Below are 20,664 nucleotides of genomic sequence, written 5' to 3'. Positions count from 1 at the left end.
GCTCGCGATGCGCCGCGCGGGCGGCGCTCGATCTCGCAGGCGCAGGAGATCTTACGACAATCACCTGACAGTCATCGTATCTCTAGCGAGGGGAAAGGAAAAAACGATCGCGGAGACAGGCACAAGCCCGCCGCCCGCTTCCACGGGAAGTGTTCTGGGACCAGCAGAGGGTGACCGGGGAAGCGGGGGCGACCTTGCGCCGCCCCGCGATCAAAGCTAACGAAGCTGAGTGTCAGGCGGCCTGTTGGCGCTTGAGCTGGGATTTGCGTACCTGAGCGCGGCAGGCGTCACCGAAGGCCTGGAAGATCTTGATCGAGTCAGGGTTCTTGGCCGCTTGCCATTCCGGGTGCCACTGCACGGCGAACAGGAATGGCGAAATGCTTGGCGCATGAATCGCTTCGACCAGGCCGTCTTCGGCATGGGCGATCGGCTCGATGCCAGCACCGAGGTTGCGCAGGCCCTGGCCATGCAGCGAGTTGACGCGAATCTCGTCGGTGCCGAGGGTGTCACGCAGCCAGCTGCCTGGCTTGATCTTCACGCGGTGCACCTGGGCGTACTGCACCTCGACCGGATCTTCCGGGTTTTCCCGGTGATCGTTGAAGCCAGGTTCTGCGTAGACCTTCTGGTAGATATCACCACCGAGGGCCACGTTGATTTCCTGCATGCCGCGGCAGATGCCGAAGATTGGCAGGCCGCGCTTGATCGCTGCCTTGACCAGCGGGATGTCGAACAGGTCGCGGTTGACGTCCTGGCCTTTGCCCGGGGTCTGGTTTTCCTGGCCGTACAGGCTCGGCTCGATGTTGCTGCCGGCACCGGTCAGGTACACGCCGTCGGCCATGTCCAGATAGGTCTCGAGGTCTTCGACGCCACAGCAGGTGGGCACCAGAACCGGGACGCAATCGGAGAACTCGACCAGCGGGGTGATGTATTTGTGGGTCATGACCTGGTAGTCATGGCCTTTGCGCTCTTGGCTGCCCATGGTCATCAGGACGACGGGTTTGCGCAGGGAGGGTTTCTTGTTGCCAATGTTGCTGTTGGACATATGTCACCTTATGGCAGGTTCGACCTGCCGTTGTTGTGCAGGTGCACGGCGCAGTGCCTGGTGTGCCACCTGAAGCCCCGAGCACTGCCGGCTCGTCAGAGGACGATTCCGGTCGGGGCTTATGGATAGCTTGCCAGAGCCGTTTAATATGTCAAACGGCGGGAGCGGGCGTCGGAAGGGGTTTTGCGCCGAAATTTGGGGGCCAAAACCCTTGCGAGCCTGAGGCGGCAAGGGTTTGGCAGGGGGGTAGGTCAATAATATTTAACGACGCAGTTGGTTCATTGCAGCAGTGCAATAAAAGGGCGCGGCATAGCTGCTGGCCCTGTCGCCGGCATGCCGGCTCCAGGGCCAGTGGCATCAATGAAGTATCTGCGCCAGGAACCCCTTGGCCCGCGCCGTGCGCGGCTGGTTGAAGAACACCTGCGGTGGGCTGTCCTCGATGATCCGCCCACCCTCCAGGAACAGCACCCGCTCCGCGACCTGCCGGGCGAAGCCCATTTCATGGGTGACGCAGAGCATGGTCATGCCGGTGCCGGCCAGTTGCACCAGCACATCCAGCACCTCGGCGACCATCTCTGGGTCAAGTGCCGACGTCGGTTCGTCGAACAGCATGATCCGCGGCTTCATGCACAGCGCCCGGGCGATCGCCACGCGCTGCTGCTGGCCGCCGGAGAGCTGACTGGGGTACTTGTGCGCCTGGTTCTCGATACCCACCTTGCTCAGGTACATCCGCGCCCGTTCCTCGGCATCCTTGCGCGACAGGCCGCGCACGCTGGTCGGCGCCAACAGGCAGTTGTCGAGCACGCTCATGTGCGGGAACAGGTTGAAATGCTGGAACACCATGCCGATCTCGCTGCGCACCTGGGCCGCCTGGCGGCTGGTGGCGGCAAGGTCGGTACCGGCCACCTGGATGCTGCCGCGCTCGGCCACTTCCAGGCGGTTGATGCAGCGGATCAGGGTGGACTTGCCCGACCCGGACGGGCCGCACAGGACGATGCGCTCGCCTTCGCGCACCTGCAGGTCGATGTCGCGCAGCACATGGAAGGCGCCATAGTGCTTGTTCAGGCCCTCGATACGGATCAGCACCGGGCGTGGGTCGGGTTCGGGGGCAAGGCTGGCAACGCTCAGGGGGGCGGTCATGTTGTTGTTCTCCCGCAGGGTTATCAGTCGAAACGTGCTGCGCTGTAGGGCGCAGGGTCGGTGAAGGGGTGCTCGCCGGTGAGCAGCTCGGCCAGCAGGCGGCCACTGACCGGGCCAAGGGTCAGGCCGTGGTGGGCGTGGCCGAAGTTGAACCACAGGCCCTTGTGCCGTGGCGCCGGGCCGATCACCGGGCGCATGTCCGGCAGGCAAGGGCGGCGGCCCAGCCAGGGTTCGTCGTCGAGGCGCTGGCCCAGTGCCGGGAACAGCTTGCGGGCGAGGGCTTCGCAGCGCTTGAGCTGGATCTCGTTGCCCGCTGCGCCGCTGGCGGCGAACTCGATGCCGGTGGTCAGGCGCACGCCGCGGGCCATGGGCGCCAGCACATAGCCGCCCTGGGTGTCGCAGATCGCGTGCTGCAGCTGCGCACCGTCGCGGGTACCGTAGTGCATGTGGTAGCCACGCTTGATACCCAACGGGATCTGGTAACCCAGCCGCTGGTAGAGATCGGCCGACTGCGGGCCCAGGCAGGCCACCACCTCGTCGGCGGTGATCGGGCCGCGCTGGCTGTCGACCTGCCACTGGCTGTCGACCTGGCGCAGGCTGCAGGCGTCACCATGGAGGAACGTCCCGCCACGCTGGACGAACAGCGCGGCGTAGCCACGGGTGAGGGCACCGGGGTTGCTCACGGTCTTCGGGTCGAGCCAGTGGATACCGCCGACCACGGCGCTGTCGAGCAGGTGCTCGCGTCCCTGCAGTTGACCGCGCTCGAGGACTTCGTACTGCAGGCCATAACGGGCCAGGTTCTTGAGCTCGGCCTTGGCCTGTTCGAACAGGGCCGGGTCGCGGTACACCTCGATCCAGCCCTTGGCTTGCACCAAGGCCTGCAGGCCCGCGGCATCGATCAGCGCGTCATGCTCCTCGACGCAGCGCTGTACCAGCGGCAGCATGTCGGCCGCAGCGCCGGCCAGGCGCCGAGGCGACGACTGCTGCCAGTAGCGCAGCAGCCAGGGCGCCGCCTTGGGCAGGTGCAGCAGGCTGTAGCGCACATCGGGCTGGCGGTTCAGGCCATAGCGCAGCAGCGCACCGAACTGGCGGGGAAAGGCGTAGGGAATGACGCTGGAGCGTTCGATCAGCCCGGCATTGCCATGGCTGGTGCCGCTGCCGGGTTCGTCACGGTCGATCAGGATCACCTGGCGCCCGCGTGCCTGCAGGTGCAGCGCGGTGCTGACGCCAACGATGCCGGCGCCGAGGACAAGGGTTTGGCAGTGCATGGTTGTATCCTTCGGTCAGTTCAAATGGCGGCCCAGGCGGGCTTCCAGGTGTTTGAGCAGGCGCCGCACCAGCTCCACGATCACCAGGTAGAGCACTGCGGCCCACAGGTAGATCTGGAAGTCGAAGCTGCGCGAGAAGGCCAGCTTGGTCACGCCCATGAGGTCGTAGATGGTCACCAGCGATGCGATGGCGCTGGCCTTGATCATCAGGATCAGCTCGTTGCCCAGCGGGCCGATGGCCACCAGCAGCGATTGCGGCAGGATCACCTTGAAGAAGGTGGTCGAGCGTTTGAGGTTCAAGGCCCGCGCGGCTTCGTACTGCCCCGGGGCCACCGCCATCAGGCTGCCACGGAAGATCTCGGCCTGGTAGGCAGCGGTGTTCAGGGTGAAGGCCAGCAGGGTGCAGAACCAGGCTTCGCGGAAGAACCACCACAGCCCGATGTCCTGCCAGAAGCCCTTGAGCGAGCCTAGTCCGTAGTACAGCAAAAACAGCTGGGCCAGCAGGGGAGAGCCGCGAAAGAAGTAGATGTAGCCGGCCGCCAGACGTTGCAGCAGCAGGTTGCGCGACAGGCGTGCCAGGGCCAGCAGCAGGCCGAGCACGGCACCCAGGCTGAAGGAAATCGCCACCAGCTTGGCGGTCACCAACAAGCCATCGACGAAGCGCGGGCCATAGCGCTCCAGCAGGTCAGGGTCGAGCACCAGGCTCAGCAGTTGTTCGGCACTCATGCGCGAGCTCCTTGCAGGTGGCGGTTGCTGCGCCGCTCGATGTAGGCGAACACCCGCCCCGACAGCGCCGAGAACAGCAGGTAGCCCAGGCAGGCGACGCCATAGAAGAACATCGGTTCCTTGGTCACGCTGACCGCCAGGTTGGTCTGGCGCATCAGGTCGACCAGCGAGATGGTCGACACCAGCGAGGTGTCCTTGAGCAGCGACAGCCAGTTGTTGGACAGGCCTGGCAGGGCGATGCGAGTCAATTGCGGCAGTACCACCTTGAAGAACCCCGTGCGCTTGCCCAGGCCCAGCGCCGAGCACGCTTCCAGCTGCCCTTTGGGCAGGGTCTTGAAGGCGGCCAGCCAGATTTCGCTGGAGAACGCGGCGAACACCAGGCTGAAGGCGATCATCGCGGCAAGGAACGTGTTGATCAGGAACTCGCCTTCATAGCCCAGGGCGGCGAGCAGCTTCTGCGCGGCGATCTGGCAGCCGTAATAGATGATCAGCAGGGTCAGCAGTTCGGGCAGGCCGCGGAATACGGTCGAGAATGTGGTGGCCCAGGCGCGCGGCAGGCGCTTGCGCGAACGGGCCGCCAGGGCCACGGCCAGGCCCAGCGGCAGGCCGATGGGCAGGCAGGCCAGTGCCAGCGACACGGTCACCAGGGCGCCGGCCAGCAGCGCCTGGCCCCAGCCACCGCTGGCGAATGACAGCAAGGACAATTGGTCGAGCATGACGTACCCCTTGTGTTGACGGGTCTGGCCCTATCGCCGGCAAGCCGGCTCCCACAGGTCTTTCACCGAGCCTGAGAACTGTGGGATACCTGTGGGAGCCGGCTTGCCGGCGATGGGGGCCGAAAGTCAGTTGTAGATGTCGAAGGCGAAGTACTTGCTGGCGATCTTCTGGTAGGTGCCGTTGGCGACGATCGCGGCCAGCGCGGTATTGAGCCGCTGGCGCAAAGCCTCGTCGTCCTTGCGCACGGCGATGGCGGCATCGGCCTTGGTCCCGGCCACGTCACCGAGGACCTTGCAACAGTCCTGGCCGTTCTTGTCCATCCACTCGTGCAGCGGGAACTTGTCGGCGATCACCCCGTCCAGGCGGCCGGCGGCGAGGTCGGCGTTGGCCTCGTCCATGGTCGGGTACAGCTTCACGTCGGCGCCGGCCTTGGCGTAGACGTCCTCGGCGTAGATCGCCTGGGTCGAAGACGACTGGGCGCCCACGGTGTAGCCATTGAAGGTGGTCTGGGCGTCGCTGATCTTGCTGTCCTTGGCCACGGCGACGGTCAGTGGCGTGCGGTAGTAATGGTCGGTGAAGGCGATCTTCTTGCGACGCTCCTCGGTGTCGATCATCGAGGCCACCACCGCGTCGTACTTGCGCGCCATCAATGCGGGGATGATGCCTTCCCAGTCCTGGGCGACCAGGGTGCATTCGACTTTCATCTGCTCGCACAGGGCATGGGTGATGTCGATGTCGAAGCCATGCAGCTGGTTATCGGCATCGACATAGTTGAAGGGCGGGTAGGCGCCCTCGGTGGCAAAACGCAGGGTCTCGGCACTGGCCGCACCGGCCAGCAGCAGGGCACACGCACCCACCATCGCCATGGTCTTGTTCATCTTGCACCTCTTGCACTCTTGCTATTGTTGTTTGCCCGCCGTGTAGCCGACGAACTCGTTATGTAGAGCGGCAGTCGCTTCCAAGCGTTTTTCAACATCAGGCCCGAGTTTCTTGCAGACCTCGTTGACCATCAGGTGCACCCACGACAGCATCGCCGAGGTGGATTCCCAGAACAGATTGAACTCGGTGGGGATGCGGAACACCTCGTCGGCGTTGGCATCGGCCCAGTCACAGAAGGTGTCGGTCACCAGTGTGACCGGGATGCCGGCCTGACGCGCCTTCTGGCACAGCATCAGGGCATGGCGGGAATAGCGGCGCGCCTCGAACACCACCAGGGCGCTGTTTTCCGGGCGCCCGAGCAGCACTTCGCCGAAGTGACCGGCGCTGCCATCGACCAGTTGCACGCCATCGCGCAGGTAATGCAGCAGGTTCGCCATGCACTGGGCGATACCGCGTTCGGTCTGAAAGCCAGCGACGAATACCCGCGGGCGCTCGGCCAGGCGCTGGGCCGAGCGGTGCCACGGCTCGCTGCGGCTGTATTCATGCACCCGCACCAGGGCGGCGATTTCCAGCTCCAGGCTGCCGGTGCTGGCCGTGTCGTCCTGCTGCTGGCGGTACTCCTGCAAGCGGTCGCCCACCAGCCACGGGCCGTCGCCCAGGTCGCTCTGCAGGTCTTGCTTGAGCGCCTTGAGATGGGCATAACCGAGGGAGCGGCAGAAACGCCCGACGCTGGATTCGCTGACGCCGAGCTTGGCAGCGATGCTGGCCGAGGTCTGGAACGGTAATTCATGGAGGTTGGCAAGCATGTAGCTGGCGATCTTGCGGCCTGACGCGGCAGCTTTCTGCAGGCTGCTTTCCAGGCGTTGCTTGAGCGATTGGTTCATGCTGCTGCTCCGGTGAGGCGTGAAACGGAAAATGGATGTTTTCTGTCGTCAAGTCAATATTTGACAGATAGCTGTCACTTACAGGAAAGTTTTTGTCGTTGCCAACGCTGTTGCCATTCCAATTCCAAGAAAGGAGCTTCAGATGTCCGCACCTTCCACCGACCCTGTCGTGCGCATGCCCTTCGGCCAGTTGCAGGGGCTGCTGCAAGCGATTCTCCAGCGCCACGGCTGTAGTGAACGCGTGGCCGGCGTGCTCGCCCACAACTGCGCCAGCGCCCAGCGCGACGGCGCCCACAGCCATGGCGTGTTCCGCATTCCAGGCTATGTCTCGACGCTGGCCAGCGGCTGGGTGAATGGCCAGGCTGTGCCGCAAGTCACCGATGTGGCAGCGGCGTTCGTGCGGGTCGATGCCGGCGGTGGGTTTGCCCAGCCGGCCCTGGCTGCCGCGCGCGACCTGCTGGTGGAGAAAGCGCGCAATGCCGGCATCGCCGTGCTGGCGATCCACAATTCGCACCATTTCGCTGCGCTGTGGCCGGATGTCGAGCCATTCGCCGAAGAAGGCCTGGTAGCCCTGAGCGTGGTCAACAGCATGACCTGCGTCGTGCCGCACGGGGCGCGCAAGCCGTTGTTCGGCACCAACCCGATCGCGTTCGCCGCCCCGTGCGCAGGGCATGCTCCGATCGTCTTCGACATGGCCACCAGCGCCATGGCCCACGGAGACGTTCAGATCGCCGCGCGCGCCGGGCAGTCATTGCCCGAAGGCATGGGCGTGGATGCCGATGGCCAGCCGACCACCGACCCCAAGGCCATCCTTGAAGGCGGGGCATTGCTGCCGTTCGGCGGGCACAAAGGCTCGGCCCTGTCGATGATGGTTGAGTTGCTGGCGGCGGCGCTGACCGGTGGACATTTCTCCTGGGAGTTCGACTGGTCGGGGCATCCGGGGGCGAAGACACCATGGACCGGGCAACTGATCATCGTCATCGACCCGAGCAAGGCCGAAGGTGAGCGTTTTGCCCTGCGCAGCCGGGAGCTGGTCGAGCAGATGCAGGCGGTGGGCTTGTCGCGGATGCCGGGCGAGCGGCGTTACCGGGAGCGGGCAGTGGCTGAGCGGGAAGGGGTGGCGGTGACCGAGCGGGAGGTGCAGGAGCTTGAGGCGCTGGCTTGCCGGCGATAGGGCCCGCCATGCAATCTTGCATAGACAACCTTGCACATTAGGTGATGTTCCTTCCCCGCGACTGCGGGTATCCTCAGGGCAGTCATTCCGAACTGTCCTGATCCAAGGAGCTGCACGCAGTGTTCAAACATGTCGATGCCTATGCCGGCGACCCGATCCTCTCGTTGATGGAAACCTTCAAGGCCGACCCGCGCGCCGACAAGGTCAACCTGAGTATCGGCCTGTACTACGATGAGGCCGGCGTGGTGCCGCAACTGGCAGCGGTGGATGCGGTGGAAAAACGCATTGCCGGCCAGGCCCACGAAGCCTCGCTGTACCTGCCGATGGAAGGCCTGGCCAGCTACCGCCAGGCGATCCAGGCGCTGCTGTTCGGCGCCGATCACCCGGCAGTGACCGGCAAGCGTGTGGCCACCGTGCAGACCGTGGGCGGCTCCGGCGCACTAAAAGTCGGTGCCGACTTCCTCAAGCGTTACTTCCCGCAGTCGGAAGTCTGGGTCAGCAACCCGACCTGGGACAACCACCGTGCGATCTTCGAAGGTGCCGGGTTCAAGGTGCACACCTACCCGTACTTCGACCAGGCCACCCGTGGCGTGGACTTCGCTGGCATGCTGGCGGCCCTGCAGACCTTGCCCGCCAACAGCATCGTGCTGCTGCACCCTTGCTGCCACAACCCCACTGGCGCCGACCTCGAGCCGCAGCAGTGGCAACAAGTGGTGGAAGTGGTCAAGGCGCGCCAGCTGATTCCGTTCCTCGACATCGCCTACCAGGGCTTTGCTGAAGGCCTGGTTGAAGATGCCTTCGCCATCCGCGAAATGGCCCGTGCCGGCGTACCGTGTCTGGTCAGCAACTCGTTCTCCAAGATCTTCTCGCTGTACGGCGAGCGGGTAGGCGGCCTGTCGGTGGTCTGCGACGACGAAGCCACCACCCAGAGCGTGCTCGGCCAGCTCAAGGCAACCGTGCGTCGCAACTACTCCAGCCCGCCCAACTTCGGTGCCCAGCTGGTCGCCGGCGTGCTCGGCGATGAGGCCTTGAATGGCCAGTGGGCCGCGGAAGTGGAAGTGATGCGCAAGCGTATCCTCGACATGCGCCAGGCGCTGGTCGATGCCCTGGCCGTGCTGCTGCCGGGTCAGGACTTCCAGTTCTTCCTGCGCCAGCGTGGCATGTTCAGCTACACCGGTTTCAGCGTCGAGCAGGTACGTCGCCTGCGTGACGAGTTTGGCGTGTACCTGATCGACAGCGGCCGGGTGTGCATGTCCGGGTTGCGCCCGGCCAACCTGCAACGGGTGGCCGAGGCTTTCGCCGCCGTTCAGAAGTGATGTAGGCAGGGGGCCGCTTTGCGGCCCTTTGGTTTTACCTGTTGTCATGACAAGCGCAACCGTCCCTCGGGTGGGGCTTTCCAAAGTGCAACCATCAGCGCACAATCGCGCCCTTCTTTATTTGGTTGAGTAGGGCGAAAGGTCTATTTCGCCATTCTCAGCCTGTTGCAGTCTTGCGAGTGGAGCTTCACCCGGAATGAATGAGCAGGCCCCAAGCGTTGAACAACGCTTTGAAGAATCGACCCCAGCAGCGCTGCAGAGCTGGTCGCGTCACGACACCACCTGGATGCTGGGCCTGTTCGGCACCGCCATCGGCGCTGGCACGCTGTTTTTGCCGATCAACGCCGGTCTTGGCGGTTTCTGGCCGCTGCTGATCCTGGCCGCGCTGGCCTTCCCCATGACCTACTTCGCCCACCGTGGCCTGACCCGCTTCGTGCTCTCCGGGCGCAGTGGTAGCGACATCACCCAGGTGGTCGAAGAGCATTTCGGCATCAAGGCCGGTGCGCTGATCACGGTGCTGTACTTCTTTGCCATCTTCCCGATCCTGCTGATCTACAGCGTGGCCCTGACCAACACGGTCAGCAGCTTCATGGAGCACCAGCTGCACATCGAGCCGCCACCGCGGGCGCTGCTGTCGTTCGTGCTGATTCTCGGTCTGTTGGCCATCGTGCGCTGCGGCGAGCAGGCCACGGTCAAGGTGATGAGTCTGCTGGTGTACCCGTTCATCGTCGCCTTGGCGCTGCTGGGCCTGTACCTGGTGCCACACTGGACCGGCGGCATCCTCGACAGCGCCAGCCAGGTGCCTTCGGGTTCGGCCTTCCTGCACACCGTGTGGCTGGCGATCCCGGTGATGGTGTTCTCCTTCAACCACTCGCCGATCATTTCGGCCTTCGCCGTCGACCAGAAGCGCCGCTACGGCGAGCACGCCGACGAACGCAGCGGGCAGATCCTGGCTCGTGCGCACCTGCTGATGGTGGCCATGGTGCTGTTCTTCGTGTTCAGCTGCGTACTCACCCTCGACAGCGCCCAGCTGGCTGAAGCGAAGGCGCAGAACCTGTCGATCCTGTCGTACCTGGCCAACCACTTCAGCAACCCGACCATCGCCTTTGCCGCGCCGTTGATTGCCTTCATCGCCATCGCCAAGTCGTTCCTTGGCCACTACATCGGCGCCAGCGAAGGCCTCAAGGGCATCATCGCCAAGACCGGCGCGCGCCCAGGCGCCAAGGCCCTGGACCGCGTGGTCGCGGCGCTGATGCTGGTGGTCTGCTGGATCGTCGCCACGCTCAACCCGAGCATCCTCGGCATGATCGAATCGCTCGGCGGCCCGATCATCGCGGTACTGCTGTTCCTCATGCCGATGTACGCCATCCGTCGCGTGCCGTCGATGCGCAAGTACAGCGGTGCGATGTCGAACGTGTTCGTCACGGTCATCGGCCTGGTGGCCCTGACCTCGGTGGTGTACGGCCTGCTGGCCTGATACGGCACCTGGGGTGAAGAGTGTCCGGTTGGCTTGTGGCCAATCGGGCATTTTTTTGTCCACAAAAAATGTCAGGAAATAGAACAATTTAGCTGTCCCCATAGGCACGCGGCCGCCTTCATGCTTAACTCAGGGTCTTTTTCAAACCCCGCATAAGGATTTCGTCCATGGCTCAAGTGACTCTCAAAGGCAACCCGGTTCAAGTCAAAGGCGAACTGCCGAAGGTCGGTGCCCAGGCGCCTGCCTTCTCCTTGGTAGCCGGCAACCTGGCCGACACCTCGCTGAAGGACTTCGCCGGCAAGCGCAAGGTGCTGAACATCTTCCCAAGCGTCGACACCCCGACCTGCGCCACCTCGGTGCGCAAGTTCAACGCCCAGGCCAATGACGTGGCCAACACCGTGGTGCTGTGCATTTCCGCCGACCTGCCGTTCGCCCAGGCGCGTTTCTGCGGTGCCGAAGGCCTGGAGAACGTGCAGAACCTGTCGACCCTGCGCGGTGCCGAGTTCCTGCAGAACTACGGCGTCGCCATCGCCGACGGCCCGCTGGCCGGCCTGGCTGCCCGCGCCGTCGTGGTGCTGGACGAGAACGATAAAGTGCTGCACAGCGAACTGGTTGGCGAAATTGCCGACGAGCCCAACTATGAAGCAGCACTGGCTTCTCTGAAGTAAGGTTCGACTGAATGTGGGAGCCGGCTTGCCGGCGATAGGGCCGGGGCGGGCAAAGGAACTCTTTGCACCGGTCGCTCTCGAAGCAACACCCTGTAACGGCCCGGAACACGTTCCGGGCCGTTTTCATTTGAAGTTCAGCGTTTTGGCAACGTCAGGCAAAGGTAAACCTCTGGTAAAGGCACTTTGCTAAAACGATGCCAGTGCTTATCGTTCACCCTCCTAAAGTCGTCATTTCGAACAAGGTTCGTTCAACCCATGCAAGCTTCTGTCTCCCGATCTCCTCGTCGCTGGCTCGTCGGCCTGCTGATCCTGCTGCTGGTGGCCCTGCTGGCCTGGTGGCTGTGGCCGGCATCGCCTGCCCATAAACAGGCGGAGGGAGGGCGCCCGGGCAAAGGCATGGGCATGGGGCGCCCGGGCTTTGGCGGTTCGATCGACCCGGTACCGGTACGGGTCGAGCCGGTACGGGTGGGTGACTTCCCTCTCTATTACAAGGCACTGGGTACGGTAACCGCGATCAACACGGTCAACGTGCGCAGCCGGGTCGCCGGAGAACTGGTCAAGATCCACTTCAACGAAGGGCAGCAGGTCAAGGCCGGCGACCTGCTGGCCGAGATCGACCCGCGCCCGTACCGCATCGCCCTGCAGCAGGCCGAAGGCACCCTGGCGCAGAACCAGGCCCAGCTGAAGAACGCCCAGGTCGACCTAGGCCGCTACAAAGGCCTGTACGCCGAGGACAGCATCGCCAAGCAGACCCTCGATACCGCCGAGGCCCAGGTGGCGCAGTTCCAGGGGTTGGTGAAGACCAACCAGGCCCAGGTCATCGACGCGCGACTGAACCTCGACTTCAGCCAGATCCGCTCGCCGATCACTGGTCGCGTGGGCTTGCGCCAGCTCGACCTGGGCAACCTGGTAGCGGCCAACGACACCACCGCCCTGGTGGTGATCACCCAGACCGAGCCCATCAGCGTGGCGTTCACCCTGCCGGAAACCGAACTGACCACCGTGCTCGAGCGCTACCGCAGTGGCGCCAGCCTGCCGGTCGAGGCCTGGGACCGCAGCGACAGCAAGCTGCAGTCCAAAGGCGTGCTGGGCAGCATCGACAACCAGATCGACACTACCACCGGTACCTTGAAGTTCAAGGGTCGCTTCGAGAACAAGGATCTGGCGCTGTTCCCCAACCAGTTCGTCAACGTGCGCCTGCTGGCCGACACCCTCAAGCAGGTGGTCATGGCCCCGGCGGCGGCGATCCAGTTCGGTAACGACGGCACCTTCGCTTATGTGGTCAATGCCGACAACACCGTCAATGTGCGCAAGCTCAAAGTGGGTGCCAGCGACGGCCAGAACAGCGTGATCCTCGATGGCCTGAAGGCCGGTGAGCGCCTGGTGCTGGAAGGCACCGACCGCCTGCGCGAAGGAACCAAGGTGGACGTCGTCGAAGACAGCTCGCAAGTGCCGACCACCCCCGGCCAGCACTTGCAGGGCCAGGATGCCAAGGGTTCGGCGCAGACGGGTGAAGCACTGCCAGGCAACGCAGCGGGCAAGGCGGGCGCATGAACCTCTCGCGCCTGTTCATCCTGCGCCCGGTCGCCACCACGCTGAGCATGCTGGCCATCGTCCTGGCCGGCCTGATCGCCTACACGTTGCTGCCGGTCTCGGCGCTGCCCCAGGTGGATTACCCGACGATCCGGGTGATGACCCTCTACCCGGGCGCCAGCCCCCAGGTGATGACCAGTGCGGTCACTGCACCGCTGGAGCGCCAGTTCGGCCAGATGCCCGGCCTGACCCAGATGGCTTCGACCAGCTCCGGCGGCGCCTCGGTGCTGACCTTGCGCTTCAGCCTGGACATGAACATGGACGTTGCCGAGCAGCAGGTGCAGGCCGCGATCAACGCCGCCACCAACCTGTTGCCCAGCGATCTTCCGGCGCCTCCGGTGTACAACAAGGTCAATCCGGCCGACACGCCAGTGCTGACCCTGGCGATTTCCAGCAAGACCATGCCCCTGCCCAAGCTCAACGACCTGGTCGACACTCGCGTGGCGCAGAAGCTCGCGCAGATCAGCGGCGTGGGCATGGTCAGCATCGCCGGCGGCCAGCGCCAGGCGGTGCGGGTCAAGGTCAACGTCGATGCACTGGCCGCTAACGGCCTGAACCTGGACGACGTGCGCACCCTGATCGGCGCCTCCAACGTCAACCAGCCCAAGGGCAACTTCGATGGCCCGACCCGGGTGTCGATGCTCGACGCCAATGACCAGCTGCGCTCCCCCGAGGAGTACGCCAACCTGATCCTGGCGTACAACAACGGCGCGCCGCTGCGCCTGAAGGACGTCGCTGAAATCGTCGATGGCGCCGAGAACGATCGCCTGGCCGCCTGGGCCAACCAGAACCAGGCGGTGTTGCTGAACATCCAGCGCCAGCCGGGTGCCAACGTCATTGAAGTGGTCGACCGCATCAAGGAACTGCTGCCCTCGATCACCGATAACCTGCCTGCCGGCCTCGACGTCTCGGTGCTGACCGACCGTACCCAGACCATCCGCGCCGCGGTCAAGGACGTGCAGCACGAACTGCTGATCGCCATCGTGCTGGTGGTGATGGTGACCTTCGTCTTCCTGCGCCGCTTCAGCGCCACCCTCATTCCGTCGATTGCCGTACCGCTGTCGTTGATCGGCACATTCGGCGTGATGTACCTGGCCGGCTTCTCGATCAACAACCTGACGCTGATGGCCCTGACCATCGCCACCGGTTTCGTGGTCGACGATGCCATCGTCATGCTGGAGAACATTTCTCGCCATATCGAAGAAGGCGAGACGCCCCTGCAAGCGGCGCTCAAGGGGGCGCGGCAGATCGGCTTCACCTTGATCTCGCTGACCTTCTCGCTGATCGCCGTACTGATCCCGCTGTTGTTCATGGCCGATGTGGTGGGCCGGTTGTTCCGTGAGTTCGCCATCACCCTGGCGGTGGCGATCCTGATTTCCCTGGTGGTGTCGCTGACCCTGACCCCGATGATGTGCGCACGCCTGCTCAAGCGTGAGCCCAAAGAGGAAGAACAGGGGCGTTTCTATCGCGCCAGCGGCGCCTGGATCGACTGGATGATCGCGCACTATGGGCGGGGCCTGCAGTGGGTGCTCAAGCACCAGCCGCTGACCCTGCTGGTGGCCGTGGCCAGCCTGGCACTGACCGTGGTGCTGTACCTGGCGGTGCCCAAGGGCTTCTTCCCGGCCCAGGACACCGGCGTGATCCAGGGCATTTCCGAAGCCCCACAGTCCACTTCGTTCGCCGCCATGAGCGAGCGCCAGCAGGCCCTGAGCCAGGTGATCCTGCAGGACCCGGCGGTGCAGAGCCTGTCGTCCTACATTGGCGTGGACGGCGACAACGCCACCCTCAACAGTGGCCGCCTGCTGATCAACCTCAAGCCCCACGGCGAGCGCGACGTGACGGCCGACGAGGTCATTCGCCGCCTGCAACCGCAGCTCGACAAGCTGGTGGGTATCCGCCTGTTCATGCAGCCGGTACAGGACCTGAGCATCGAGGACCGGGTCAGCCGTACCCAGTACCAGTTCAGCCTGTCCTCGCCCGACGCCGACCTGCTGGCGCAATGGAGCGGCAAGCTGGTGCAGGCGCTGCAGCAACGCCCGGAACTGCAGGACGTTGCCAGCGACCTGCAGGACAAGGGCCTGCAGGTGTACCTGGTGATCGACCGGGACGTGGCCAGCCGGCTGGGCATCAACGTTGCGCAGATCACCAACGCCCTGTATGACGCGTTCGGCCAACGGCAGATTTCGACCATCTATACCCAGGCCAGCCAGTACCGCGTGGTGCTGCAGGCGCGTGACGCGGCGACCCTCGGGCCCCAGGCGCTGGAGTCGATCCACGTCAAGGCCAGCGATGGCGGCCAGGTGCGCCTGTCGGCGCTGGCGCGCATCGAGCAGCGCCAGGCGCAGCTGGCGATTTCGCACATTGGCCAGTTCCCGGCGGTGATGATGTCGTTCAACCTGGCCCACGGCGCGTCCCTGGGCGAGGCGGTGAAGGTGATCGAGCAGGTGCAGCAGGAAATCGGCATGCCGGTCGGCGTGCAGACCCGCTTCCAGGGCGCCGCCGAAGCCTTCCAGGCGTCGCTGTCGAGCACCTTGCTGCTGATTCTCGCCGCGGTGGTGACCATGTACATCGTGCTCGGCGTGCTGTACGAGAGCTACATCCACCCGGTGACCATCCTTTCGACCCTGCCGTCGGCGGCGGTGGGCGCCTTGCTGGCGCTGATCCTCAGCGGCAACGACCTGGGCATGATCGCCATCATCGGCATCATCCTGTTGATCGGTATCGTCAAGAAGAACGCGATCATGATGATCGACTTTGCGCTCGAAGCCGAGCGCAACCAGGGCATGAGCCCGTTTGATGCGATCTACCAGGCTGCGCTGCTGCGCTTCCGGCCGATCCTGATGACCACCCTGGCGGCCTTGTTCGGCGCCGTGCCGCTGATGCTGGCCACCGGCTCCGGGGCCGAGCTGCGCCAGCCGCTGGGCCTGGTGATGGTCGGCGGCTTGCTGGTGAGCCAGGTCCTGACGCTGTTCACCACACCGGTCATCTACCTGTACTTCGACCGCCTGGCGCGCCGCTGGCGCCCGGCCGCCGACGCCCAGCAGGCCCAGGCATGAACCTGTCCGGACCGTTCATTCGCCGGCCCGTGGCGACCATGCTGCTGAGCCTGGCGATCATGCTCCTCGGTGGCGTCAGCTTCGGCCTGCTGCCGGTGGCACCGCTGCCGCAGATGGACTTCCCGGTGATCGTGGTGCAGGCCAACCTGCCCGGCGCCAGCCCCGAGGTGATGGCGGCCACGGTGGCCACACCGCTGGAGCGCAAGCTGGGCAGCATCGCCGGCGTCAGCACCCTGACCAGCAGTTCCAACCAGGGCTCGACCCGGGTGATCATCGGCTTCGAACAGGGGCGCGACATCGACGGCGCAGCGCGCGAGGTGCAGGCGGCCATCAATGCCACTCGCAACCTGCTGCCAAGCGGCATGCGCAGCATGCCCACCTACAAGAAGTTCAACCCGTCCCAGGCACCGATCATGGTGTTGTCGCTGACCTCGGACGTGCTGCAGAAGGGCCAGCTGTACGACCTGGCCGATACCATCCTGGCGCAGAGCCTGGCCCAGGTCATCGGGGTAGGGGAGGTGCAGATCGGTGGCAGCTCGTTGCCGGCGGTGCGCATCGCGGTCGAGCCGCAACTGCTCAACCAGTACAGCCTGTCGCTGGACGAGGTGCGTACGGCTGTGGCCAATGCCAACCAGCGCCGGCCCATGGGCTTCGTCGAAGACAGCGAGCGCAACTGGCAGGTGCGTGCCAATGACCAGCTGGAAACCGCCAAGGACTACGAACCGATCGTGATCCGCCAGCAAAATGGCACGATCCTGCGCCTGTCCGATGTGGCGACCATCACCGACAGCGTCGAGAACCGTTACAACAGCGGCTTCTTCAACGACCAGAGCGCAGTGCTGCTGGTGGTCAACCGCCAGACCGGCGCCAACATCATCGAGACGGTCGACCAGATCAAGGCACAGTTGCCGGCCCTGCAGTCGTTGCTGCCGGCCAACGTCCAGCTGAACGTGGCCATGGACCGCTCGCCCGTGATCAAGGCCACCCTCAAGGAGGCCGAGCACACCCTGCTGATCGCTGTGGTGCTGGTGATCCTGGTGGTCTACCTGTTCCTCGGCAACCTGCGCGCCTCGTTGATCCCGAGCCTGGCCGTGCCGGTCTCGCTGGTCGGCACCTTCGCGGTGATGTACCTGTGTGGTTTTTCATTGAACAACCTGTCGCTGATGGCGCTGATCCTCGCCACCGGCCTGGTGGTGGACGACGCCATCGTGGTGCTGGAGAACATCTCCAGGCATATCGAGAACGGCGAGCCACCGATGCGTGCGGCGTTTCTCGGTGCCAAGGAAGTGGGTTTCACCTTGCTGTCGATGAACGTCTCGCTGGTGGCGGTGTTCGTCTCCATCCTGTTCATGGGTGGCATCGTGCGCAGCCTGTTCCAGGAGTTTTCCATCACCCTGGCGGCGGCGATCATCGTCTCGCTGGTCGTGTCGCTGACCCTCACGCCCATGCTCTGCGCCCGCTGGCTCAAGCCGCAGCGCGCCGAGCCGACCCGCCTGCAGCGTTGGAGCGACCACCTGCACCAGCGCATGGTCGGCGTCTATGACACCAGCCTGGGTTGGGCCCTGCGCCACAAACGCCTGACCCTGTTGAGCCTGCTGGCGACCATTGGCCTGAACATCGCCCTGTACGTGGTGGTACCCAAGACCCTCATGCCGCAGCAGGATACCGGCCAGTTGATGGGCTTCATCCGTGGCGACGACGGCCTGTCGTTCAGCGTGATGCAGCCGAAGATGGAAATCTACCGTCGCGCCTTGCTCGCCGATCGGGCGGTGCAGAGCGTGGCCGGCTTCATTGGCGGTAACAGCGGCACCAACAATGCGATGGTGCTGGTGCGCCTGAAGCCGATCAGCGAGCGCAAGCTCGACGCGCAGAAGGTCATCGAGCGGTTGCGCAGGGATCTGCCCAAGGTCCCTGGTGGGCGCCTGTTCCTGATGGCCGACCAGGACCTGCAACTCGGTGGCGGAGGCCGTGACCAGACCTCCTCGCAATACCTCTACACCCTGCAGAGCGGCGACCTGGCGGCGCTGCGCGAGTGGTTCCCCAAGGTGGTCGCGGCGATGCGCGCACTGCCTGAGCTGACTGCCATCGATGCCCGCGACGGCTCCGGCACCCAGCAGGTGACTTTGGTGGTCGATCGCGACCAGGCCAAGCGCTTGGGCATCGACATGGACATGGTCACCACGGTGTTGAACAACGCTTACAGCCAGCGGCAGATCTCGACCATCTACGACAGCCTCAACCAGTACCAGGTGGTGCTGGAGATCAACCCCAAGTACGCCTGGGACCCAAGCACCCTGGAGCAGGTGCAGGTCATCACCAGTGACGGCGCGCGGGTGCCGCTGTCGACCATCGCCCATTACCAGAACAGCCTGGCCAACGACCGGGTCAGCCACGAGGGCCAGTTCGCCTCGGAAGACATCGCCTTCGATGTCGCCGAGGGCTACAGCACCGACCAGGCCATTGCCGCGGTGGAACGTGCGGTGGCCAAGGTCGGCCTGCCCGAGGAAGTGATCGCCAGGCTCGGCGGCACCGCCAATGCCTTCGCCAAGACCCAGGAAGGGCAGCCGTTCATGATTCTCGGTGCGCTGGTGCTGGTGTACCTGGTGCTGGGCATTCTCTACGAAAGCTACATCCATCCGCTGACGATTCTTTCTACCTTGCCCTCGGCCGGGGTCGGCGCCTTGCTGGCGCTGTACGTCACGGGTGGCGAGTTCAGCCTGATCTCGCTGCTGGGCCTGTTCCTGCTGATTGGCGTGGTGAAGAAGAACGCCATCCTGATGATCGACCTCGCCCTGCAACTGGAGCGCCACCAGGGCATGACGCCGGAAGAGTCGATCCGCCGCGCTTGCCTGTTGCGCCTGCGGCCGATCCTGATGACCACCCTGGCCGCCATCCTCGGCGCCTTGCCGCTGCTGCTCAGTCGCGCCGAGGGCGCGGAGATGCGCCAGCCGCTGGGCCTGACCATCATCGGCGGGCTGGTCGTAAGCCAGGTCCTGACCCTTTACACGACGCCGGTGGTGTACCTGTACCTCGACCGCCTGCGCCACCGTTTCAACCGTTGGCGCGGCGTGCGCACCGACGCCGCCCTGGAAACTCCGCTATGACTTTTGCCCAGACTCCACTTCACCGTGCCCTGCAGCTGCTGACCCGAGGGCGAGGCTCGCGCCTGCTCGGTGCCGGCCTGTGCGTGGCGCTGCTCAGTGCCTGTACCTTGAGCCCGGACTACCAACGCCCCGAACTGAGCACGCCGGCGCAGTTCAAGCAGGCCGAAGGCTGGACCCGGGCCAGCCCGTCCGATGCCATCGCCCGCGGCGCCTGGTGGGAAGTTTATGGGGATGCCCGGCTCAATGCGCTGGTCGATGAGCTCAACCGCAGCAACCAGACGGTCGCCCAGTCCGAAGCCCAGTACCGCCAGGCGCAGGCCCTGGTGCGCAGCAGCCGTGCCTCGTTGTTCCCCACTTTGGACATGAGCGCCGGCAAGACGCGTTCGGCGCAAGGCACCGGCAGTTCCAGCTCGAGCCTGTCGAACAACAGCAGCGGCATCCGCAATACCTACAATGCGCAGCTCGGCGTGAGCTGGGAAATCGACCTGTGGGGCAAGCTGCGCGAAACCCTGAACGCCGACGAAGCCAGCGCCGAGGCCAGCTTTGCCGACCTCGCTGCGATCCGCCTCAGTCAGCAGTCGGAACTGGTGCAGAACTACTTGCAGTTGCGTGTGATCGATGAACAGAAGCGCCTGCTGGAAGCCACCGTGGCGGCTTACCAACGCTCGCTGCGGATGAACGAAAACCAGTACCGTGCCGGTGTTGCCGGCCCGGATGCGGTGGCGCAGGCGCGCACCCAGCTCAAGAGCACCCAGGCCGACCTGATCGACCTGATCTGGCAGCGCGCCCAGTTCGAGAACGCCATCGCCGTGTTGCTGGGCCGGGCGCCCGCCGATTTCGCCCTGGCCGACAGCAAGGACATCCCGGCTTTGCCGCAGATTCCCGTCAGCCTGCCGTCGCAGCTGCTTGAACGGCGACCGGACATCGCCTCGGCCGAGCGCAATGTCATGGCGGCCAACGCCAGTATCGGCGTGGCTCGCGCTGCCTACTTCCCGGACCTGAGCCTGAGCATGAGCGGTGGCTACTCCAGCAGCAGCTTCAGCAACTGGATCGAACTGCCCAACCGCTACTGGTCGGTGGGGCCGCAGTTGGCCTTGACCCTGTTCGATGCCGGCAAGCGCAGCGCCGAGGTGGATCGCACCGTGGCGGTGTATGACCAGACCGTGGCGCAGTACCGCCAGACGGTGCTCGACGGGTTCAAGGAGGTGGAGAACTACCTGGTGCAACTGAAGGTGTACGCCGACGAGGCCGTGGTGCGCCAGGAGGCGCTGGATGCCGCGCGCGAGTCGCTGCGCCTGACCGAGAACCAGTACCGTGCCGGGTTGATCGGCTACCTGGACGTGGTCAACGTGCAGGCCACCGCATTGAGCAACGAACGCAGCGTGCTGAACCTGCTGGAGGGTCGACTTGTGGCCAGCGTACAGCTGATCGCCGCGCTGGGTGGCGGCTGGGATGCCGAACAGGCATTCGCCCAACAGGAGTAGAAACCCCATCGCCGGCAAGCCGGCTCCCATAGGTACACCACAGTTCCCGAGACCTGAGTTGTACCTGTGGGAGCCGCCTTGCCGGCGATGGGGCCGGTGCTGACATCCTGCCGGACCCATTCCCATTCGCAAAAAC

The 20,664-nt window shown here is 64.7% G+C and carries 15 protein-coding genes; 8 read left to right on the top strand and 7 right to left on the bottom strand.

What is annotated here, in order from left to right; genetic code table 11:
• Positions 1-232 precede the first annotated feature (232 nt).
• From PPL01S_RS17565 to PPL01S_RS17535, 7 genes are all read right to left on the bottom strand, one after another.
• Positions 233-1,042, bottom strand: coding sequence for a gamma-glutamyl-gamma-aminobutyrate hydrolase family protein (locus tag PPL01S_RS17565; RefSeq protein WP_028625976.1), 810 nt, complete (start codon positions 1,040-1,042; stop codon positions 233-235).
• 357 nt (positions 1,043-1,399) lie between these two features.
• Positions 1,400-2,182 carry an amino acid ABC transporter ATP-binding protein gene (locus tag PPL01S_RS17560; protein ID WP_016392557.1) on the bottom strand — a complete coding sequence of 261 codons (783 nt, stop codon included), beginning with the start codon at positions 2,180-2,182 and terminating at the stop codon, positions 1,400-1,402.
• 23 nt (positions 2,183-2,205) lie between these two features.
• Positions 2,206-3,450, bottom strand: coding sequence for an NAD(P)/FAD-dependent oxidoreductase (locus tag PPL01S_RS17555; protein WP_016392558.1), 1,245 nt, complete (start codon positions 3,448-3,450; stop codon positions 2,206-2,208).
• Between the two features lie 15 nt (positions 3,451-3,465).
• On the bottom strand, positions 3,466-4,176 hold the full coding sequence (locus PPL01S_RS17550) for an ABC transporter permease (protein ID WP_016392559.1): 711 nt from the start codon (positions 4,174-4,176) through the stop codon (positions 3,466-3,468).
• Positions 4,173-4,892 carry an ABC transporter permease gene (locus PPL01S_RS17545; protein ID WP_016392560.1) on the bottom strand — a complete coding sequence of 240 codons (720 nt, stop codon included), beginning with the start codon at positions 4,890-4,892 and terminating at the stop codon, positions 4,173-4,175. Before PPL01S_RS17545 ends, PPL01S_RS17550 begins: the two co-directional genes overlap by 4 nt.
• 126 nt (positions 4,893-5,018) lie before the next feature.
• Complete coding sequence (locus tag PPL01S_RS17540) at positions 5,019-5,771, bottom strand: transporter substrate-binding domain-containing protein (protein ID WP_016392561.1); 753 nt, start codon at positions 5,769-5,771, stop codon at positions 5,019-5,021.
• 21 nt (positions 5,772-5,792) lie between these two features.
• Positions 5,793-6,656: a MurR/RpiR family transcriptional regulator gene (locus tag PPL01S_RS17535; RefSeq protein WP_016392562.1), complete on the bottom strand. Its 864-nt coding sequence runs from the start codon at positions 6,654-6,656 to the stop codon at positions 5,793-5,795.
• Positions 6,657-6,798: 142 nt separating this feature from the next.
• Here PPL01S_RS17535 and PPL01S_RS17530 point away from each other — a divergent pair, with 142 nt between their 5' ends.
• The 8 genes from PPL01S_RS17530 to PPL01S_RS17495 all read left to right on the top strand — a co-directional run bounded on the left by PPL01S_RS17530 (position 6,799) and on the right by PPL01S_RS17495 (position 20,528).
• Positions 6,799-7,830, top strand: coding sequence for an Ldh family oxidoreductase (locus PPL01S_RS17530; RefSeq protein ID WP_016392563.1), 1,032 nt, complete (start codon positions 6,799-6,801; stop codon positions 7,828-7,830).
• Positions 7,831-7,949: 119 nt separating this feature from the next.
• The gene (locus tag PPL01S_RS17525; RefSeq protein WP_016392564.1) at positions 7,950-9,146 is read left to right on the top strand and encodes an amino acid aminotransferase; all 1,197 of its coding nucleotides are present in this window, start codon (positions 7,950-7,952) and stop codon (positions 9,144-9,146) included.
• A gap of 196 nt (positions 9,147-9,342) precedes the next feature.
• Complete coding sequence (locus tag PPL01S_RS17520; RefSeq protein WP_016392565.1) at positions 9,343-10,623, top strand: serine/threonine transporter; 1,281 nt, start codon at positions 9,343-9,345, stop codon at positions 10,621-10,623.
• 167 nt (positions 10,624-10,790) lie between these two features.
• Positions 10,791-11,291 (top strand): thiol peroxidase, encoded by a 501-nt coding sequence (gene tpx / locus PPL01S_RS17515; protein WP_016392566.1) that lies wholly within the window; start codon positions 10,791-10,793, stop codon positions 11,289-11,291.
• Between the two features lie 255 nt (positions 11,292-11,546).
• On the top strand, positions 11,547-12,845 hold the full coding sequence (locus PPL01S_RS17510) for an MdtA/MuxA family multidrug efflux RND transporter periplasmic adaptor subunit (RefSeq protein ID WP_016392567.1): 1,299 nt from the start codon (positions 11,547-11,549) through the stop codon (positions 12,843-12,845).
• Complete coding sequence (locus PPL01S_RS17505; protein ID WP_016392568.1) at positions 12,842-15,940, top strand: MdtB/MuxB family multidrug efflux RND transporter permease subunit; 3,099 nt, start codon at positions 12,842-12,844, stop codon at positions 15,938-15,940. Before PPL01S_RS17510 ends, PPL01S_RS17505 begins: the two co-directional genes overlap by 4 nt.
• On the top strand, positions 15,937-19,044 hold the full coding sequence (locus tag PPL01S_RS17500) for an efflux RND transporter permease subunit (RefSeq protein ID WP_028625975.1): 3,108 nt from the start codon (positions 15,937-15,939) through the stop codon (positions 19,042-19,044). The genes PPL01S_RS17505 and PPL01S_RS17500 overlap by 4 nt, the downstream gene beginning before the upstream one ends.
• The gene (locus PPL01S_RS17495; protein ID WP_016392570.1) at positions 19,041-20,528 is read left to right on the top strand and encodes an efflux transporter outer membrane subunit; all 1,488 of its coding nucleotides are present in this window, start codon (positions 19,041-19,043) and stop codon (positions 20,526-20,528) included. The genes PPL01S_RS17500 and PPL01S_RS17495 overlap by 4 nt, the downstream gene beginning before the upstream one ends.
• Positions 20,529-20,664 lie beyond the last annotated feature (136 nt).

This window comes from Pseudomonas plecoglossicida NBRC 103162 = DSM 15088 (genome assembly GCF_000730665.1).
Taxonomy (GTDB): Bacteria; Pseudomonadota; Gammaproteobacteria; order Pseudomonadales; family Pseudomonadaceae; genus Aquipseudomonas; species Aquipseudomonas plecoglossicida.
The sequence above is the reverse complement of the archived record's forward strand: the minus strand, read 5'-3'. Positions and strand labels throughout refer to the sequence as shown.

Coding starts and splice junctions, on each gene's coding strand:
- PPL01S_RS17495 (WP_016392570.1), top strand. CDS start 19,041: ATGACTTTTGCCCAGACTCCACTTCACCGTGCCCTGCAGCTGCTGACC.
- PPL01S_RS17500 (WP_028625975.1), top strand. CDS start 15,937: ATGAACCTGTCCGGACCGTTCATTCGCCGGCCCGTGGCGACCATGCTG.
- PPL01S_RS17520 (WP_016392565.1), top strand. CDS start 9,343: ATGAATGAGCAGGCCCCAAGCGTTGAACAACGCTTTGAAGAATCGACC.
- PPL01S_RS17505 (WP_016392568.1), top strand. CDS start 12,842: ATGAACCTCTCGCGCCTGTTCATCCTGCGCCCGGTCGCCACCACGCTG.
- PPL01S_RS17545 (WP_016392560.1), bottom strand. CDS start 4,892: ATGCTCGACCAATTGTCCTTGCTGTCATTCGCCAGCGGTGGCTGGGGC.
- PPL01S_RS17550 (WP_016392559.1), bottom strand. CDS start 4,176: ATGAGTGCCGAACAACTGCTGAGCCTGGTGCTCGACCCTGACCTGCTG.
- PPL01S_RS17560 (WP_016392557.1), bottom strand. CDS start 2,182: ATGACCGCCCCCCTGAGCGTTGCCAGCCTTGCCCCCGAACCCGACCCA.
- tpx (WP_016392566.1), top strand. CDS start 10,791: ATGGCTCAAGTGACTCTCAAAGGCAACCCGGTTCAAGTCAAAGGCGAA.
- PPL01S_RS17535 (WP_016392562.1), bottom strand. CDS start 6,656: ATGAACCAATCGCTCAAGCAACGCCTGGAAAGCAGCCTGCAGAAAGCT.
- PPL01S_RS17565 (WP_028625976.1), bottom strand. CDS start 1,042: ATGTCCAACAGCAACATTGGCAACAAGAAACCCTCCCTGCGCAAACCC.
- PPL01S_RS17510 (WP_016392567.1), top strand. CDS start 11,547: ATGCAAGCTTCTGTCTCCCGATCTCCTCGTCGCTGGCTCGTCGGCCTG.
- PPL01S_RS17530 (WP_016392563.1), top strand. CDS start 6,799: ATGTCCGCACCTTCCACCGACCCTGTCGTGCGCATGCCCTTCGGCCAG.
- PPL01S_RS17540 (WP_016392561.1), bottom strand. CDS start 5,771: ATGAACAAGACCATGGCGATGGTGGGTGCGTGTGCCCTGCTGCTGGCC.
- PPL01S_RS17555 (WP_016392558.1), bottom strand. CDS start 3,450: ATGCACTGCCAAACCCTTGTCCTCGGCGCCGGCATCGTTGGCGTCAGC.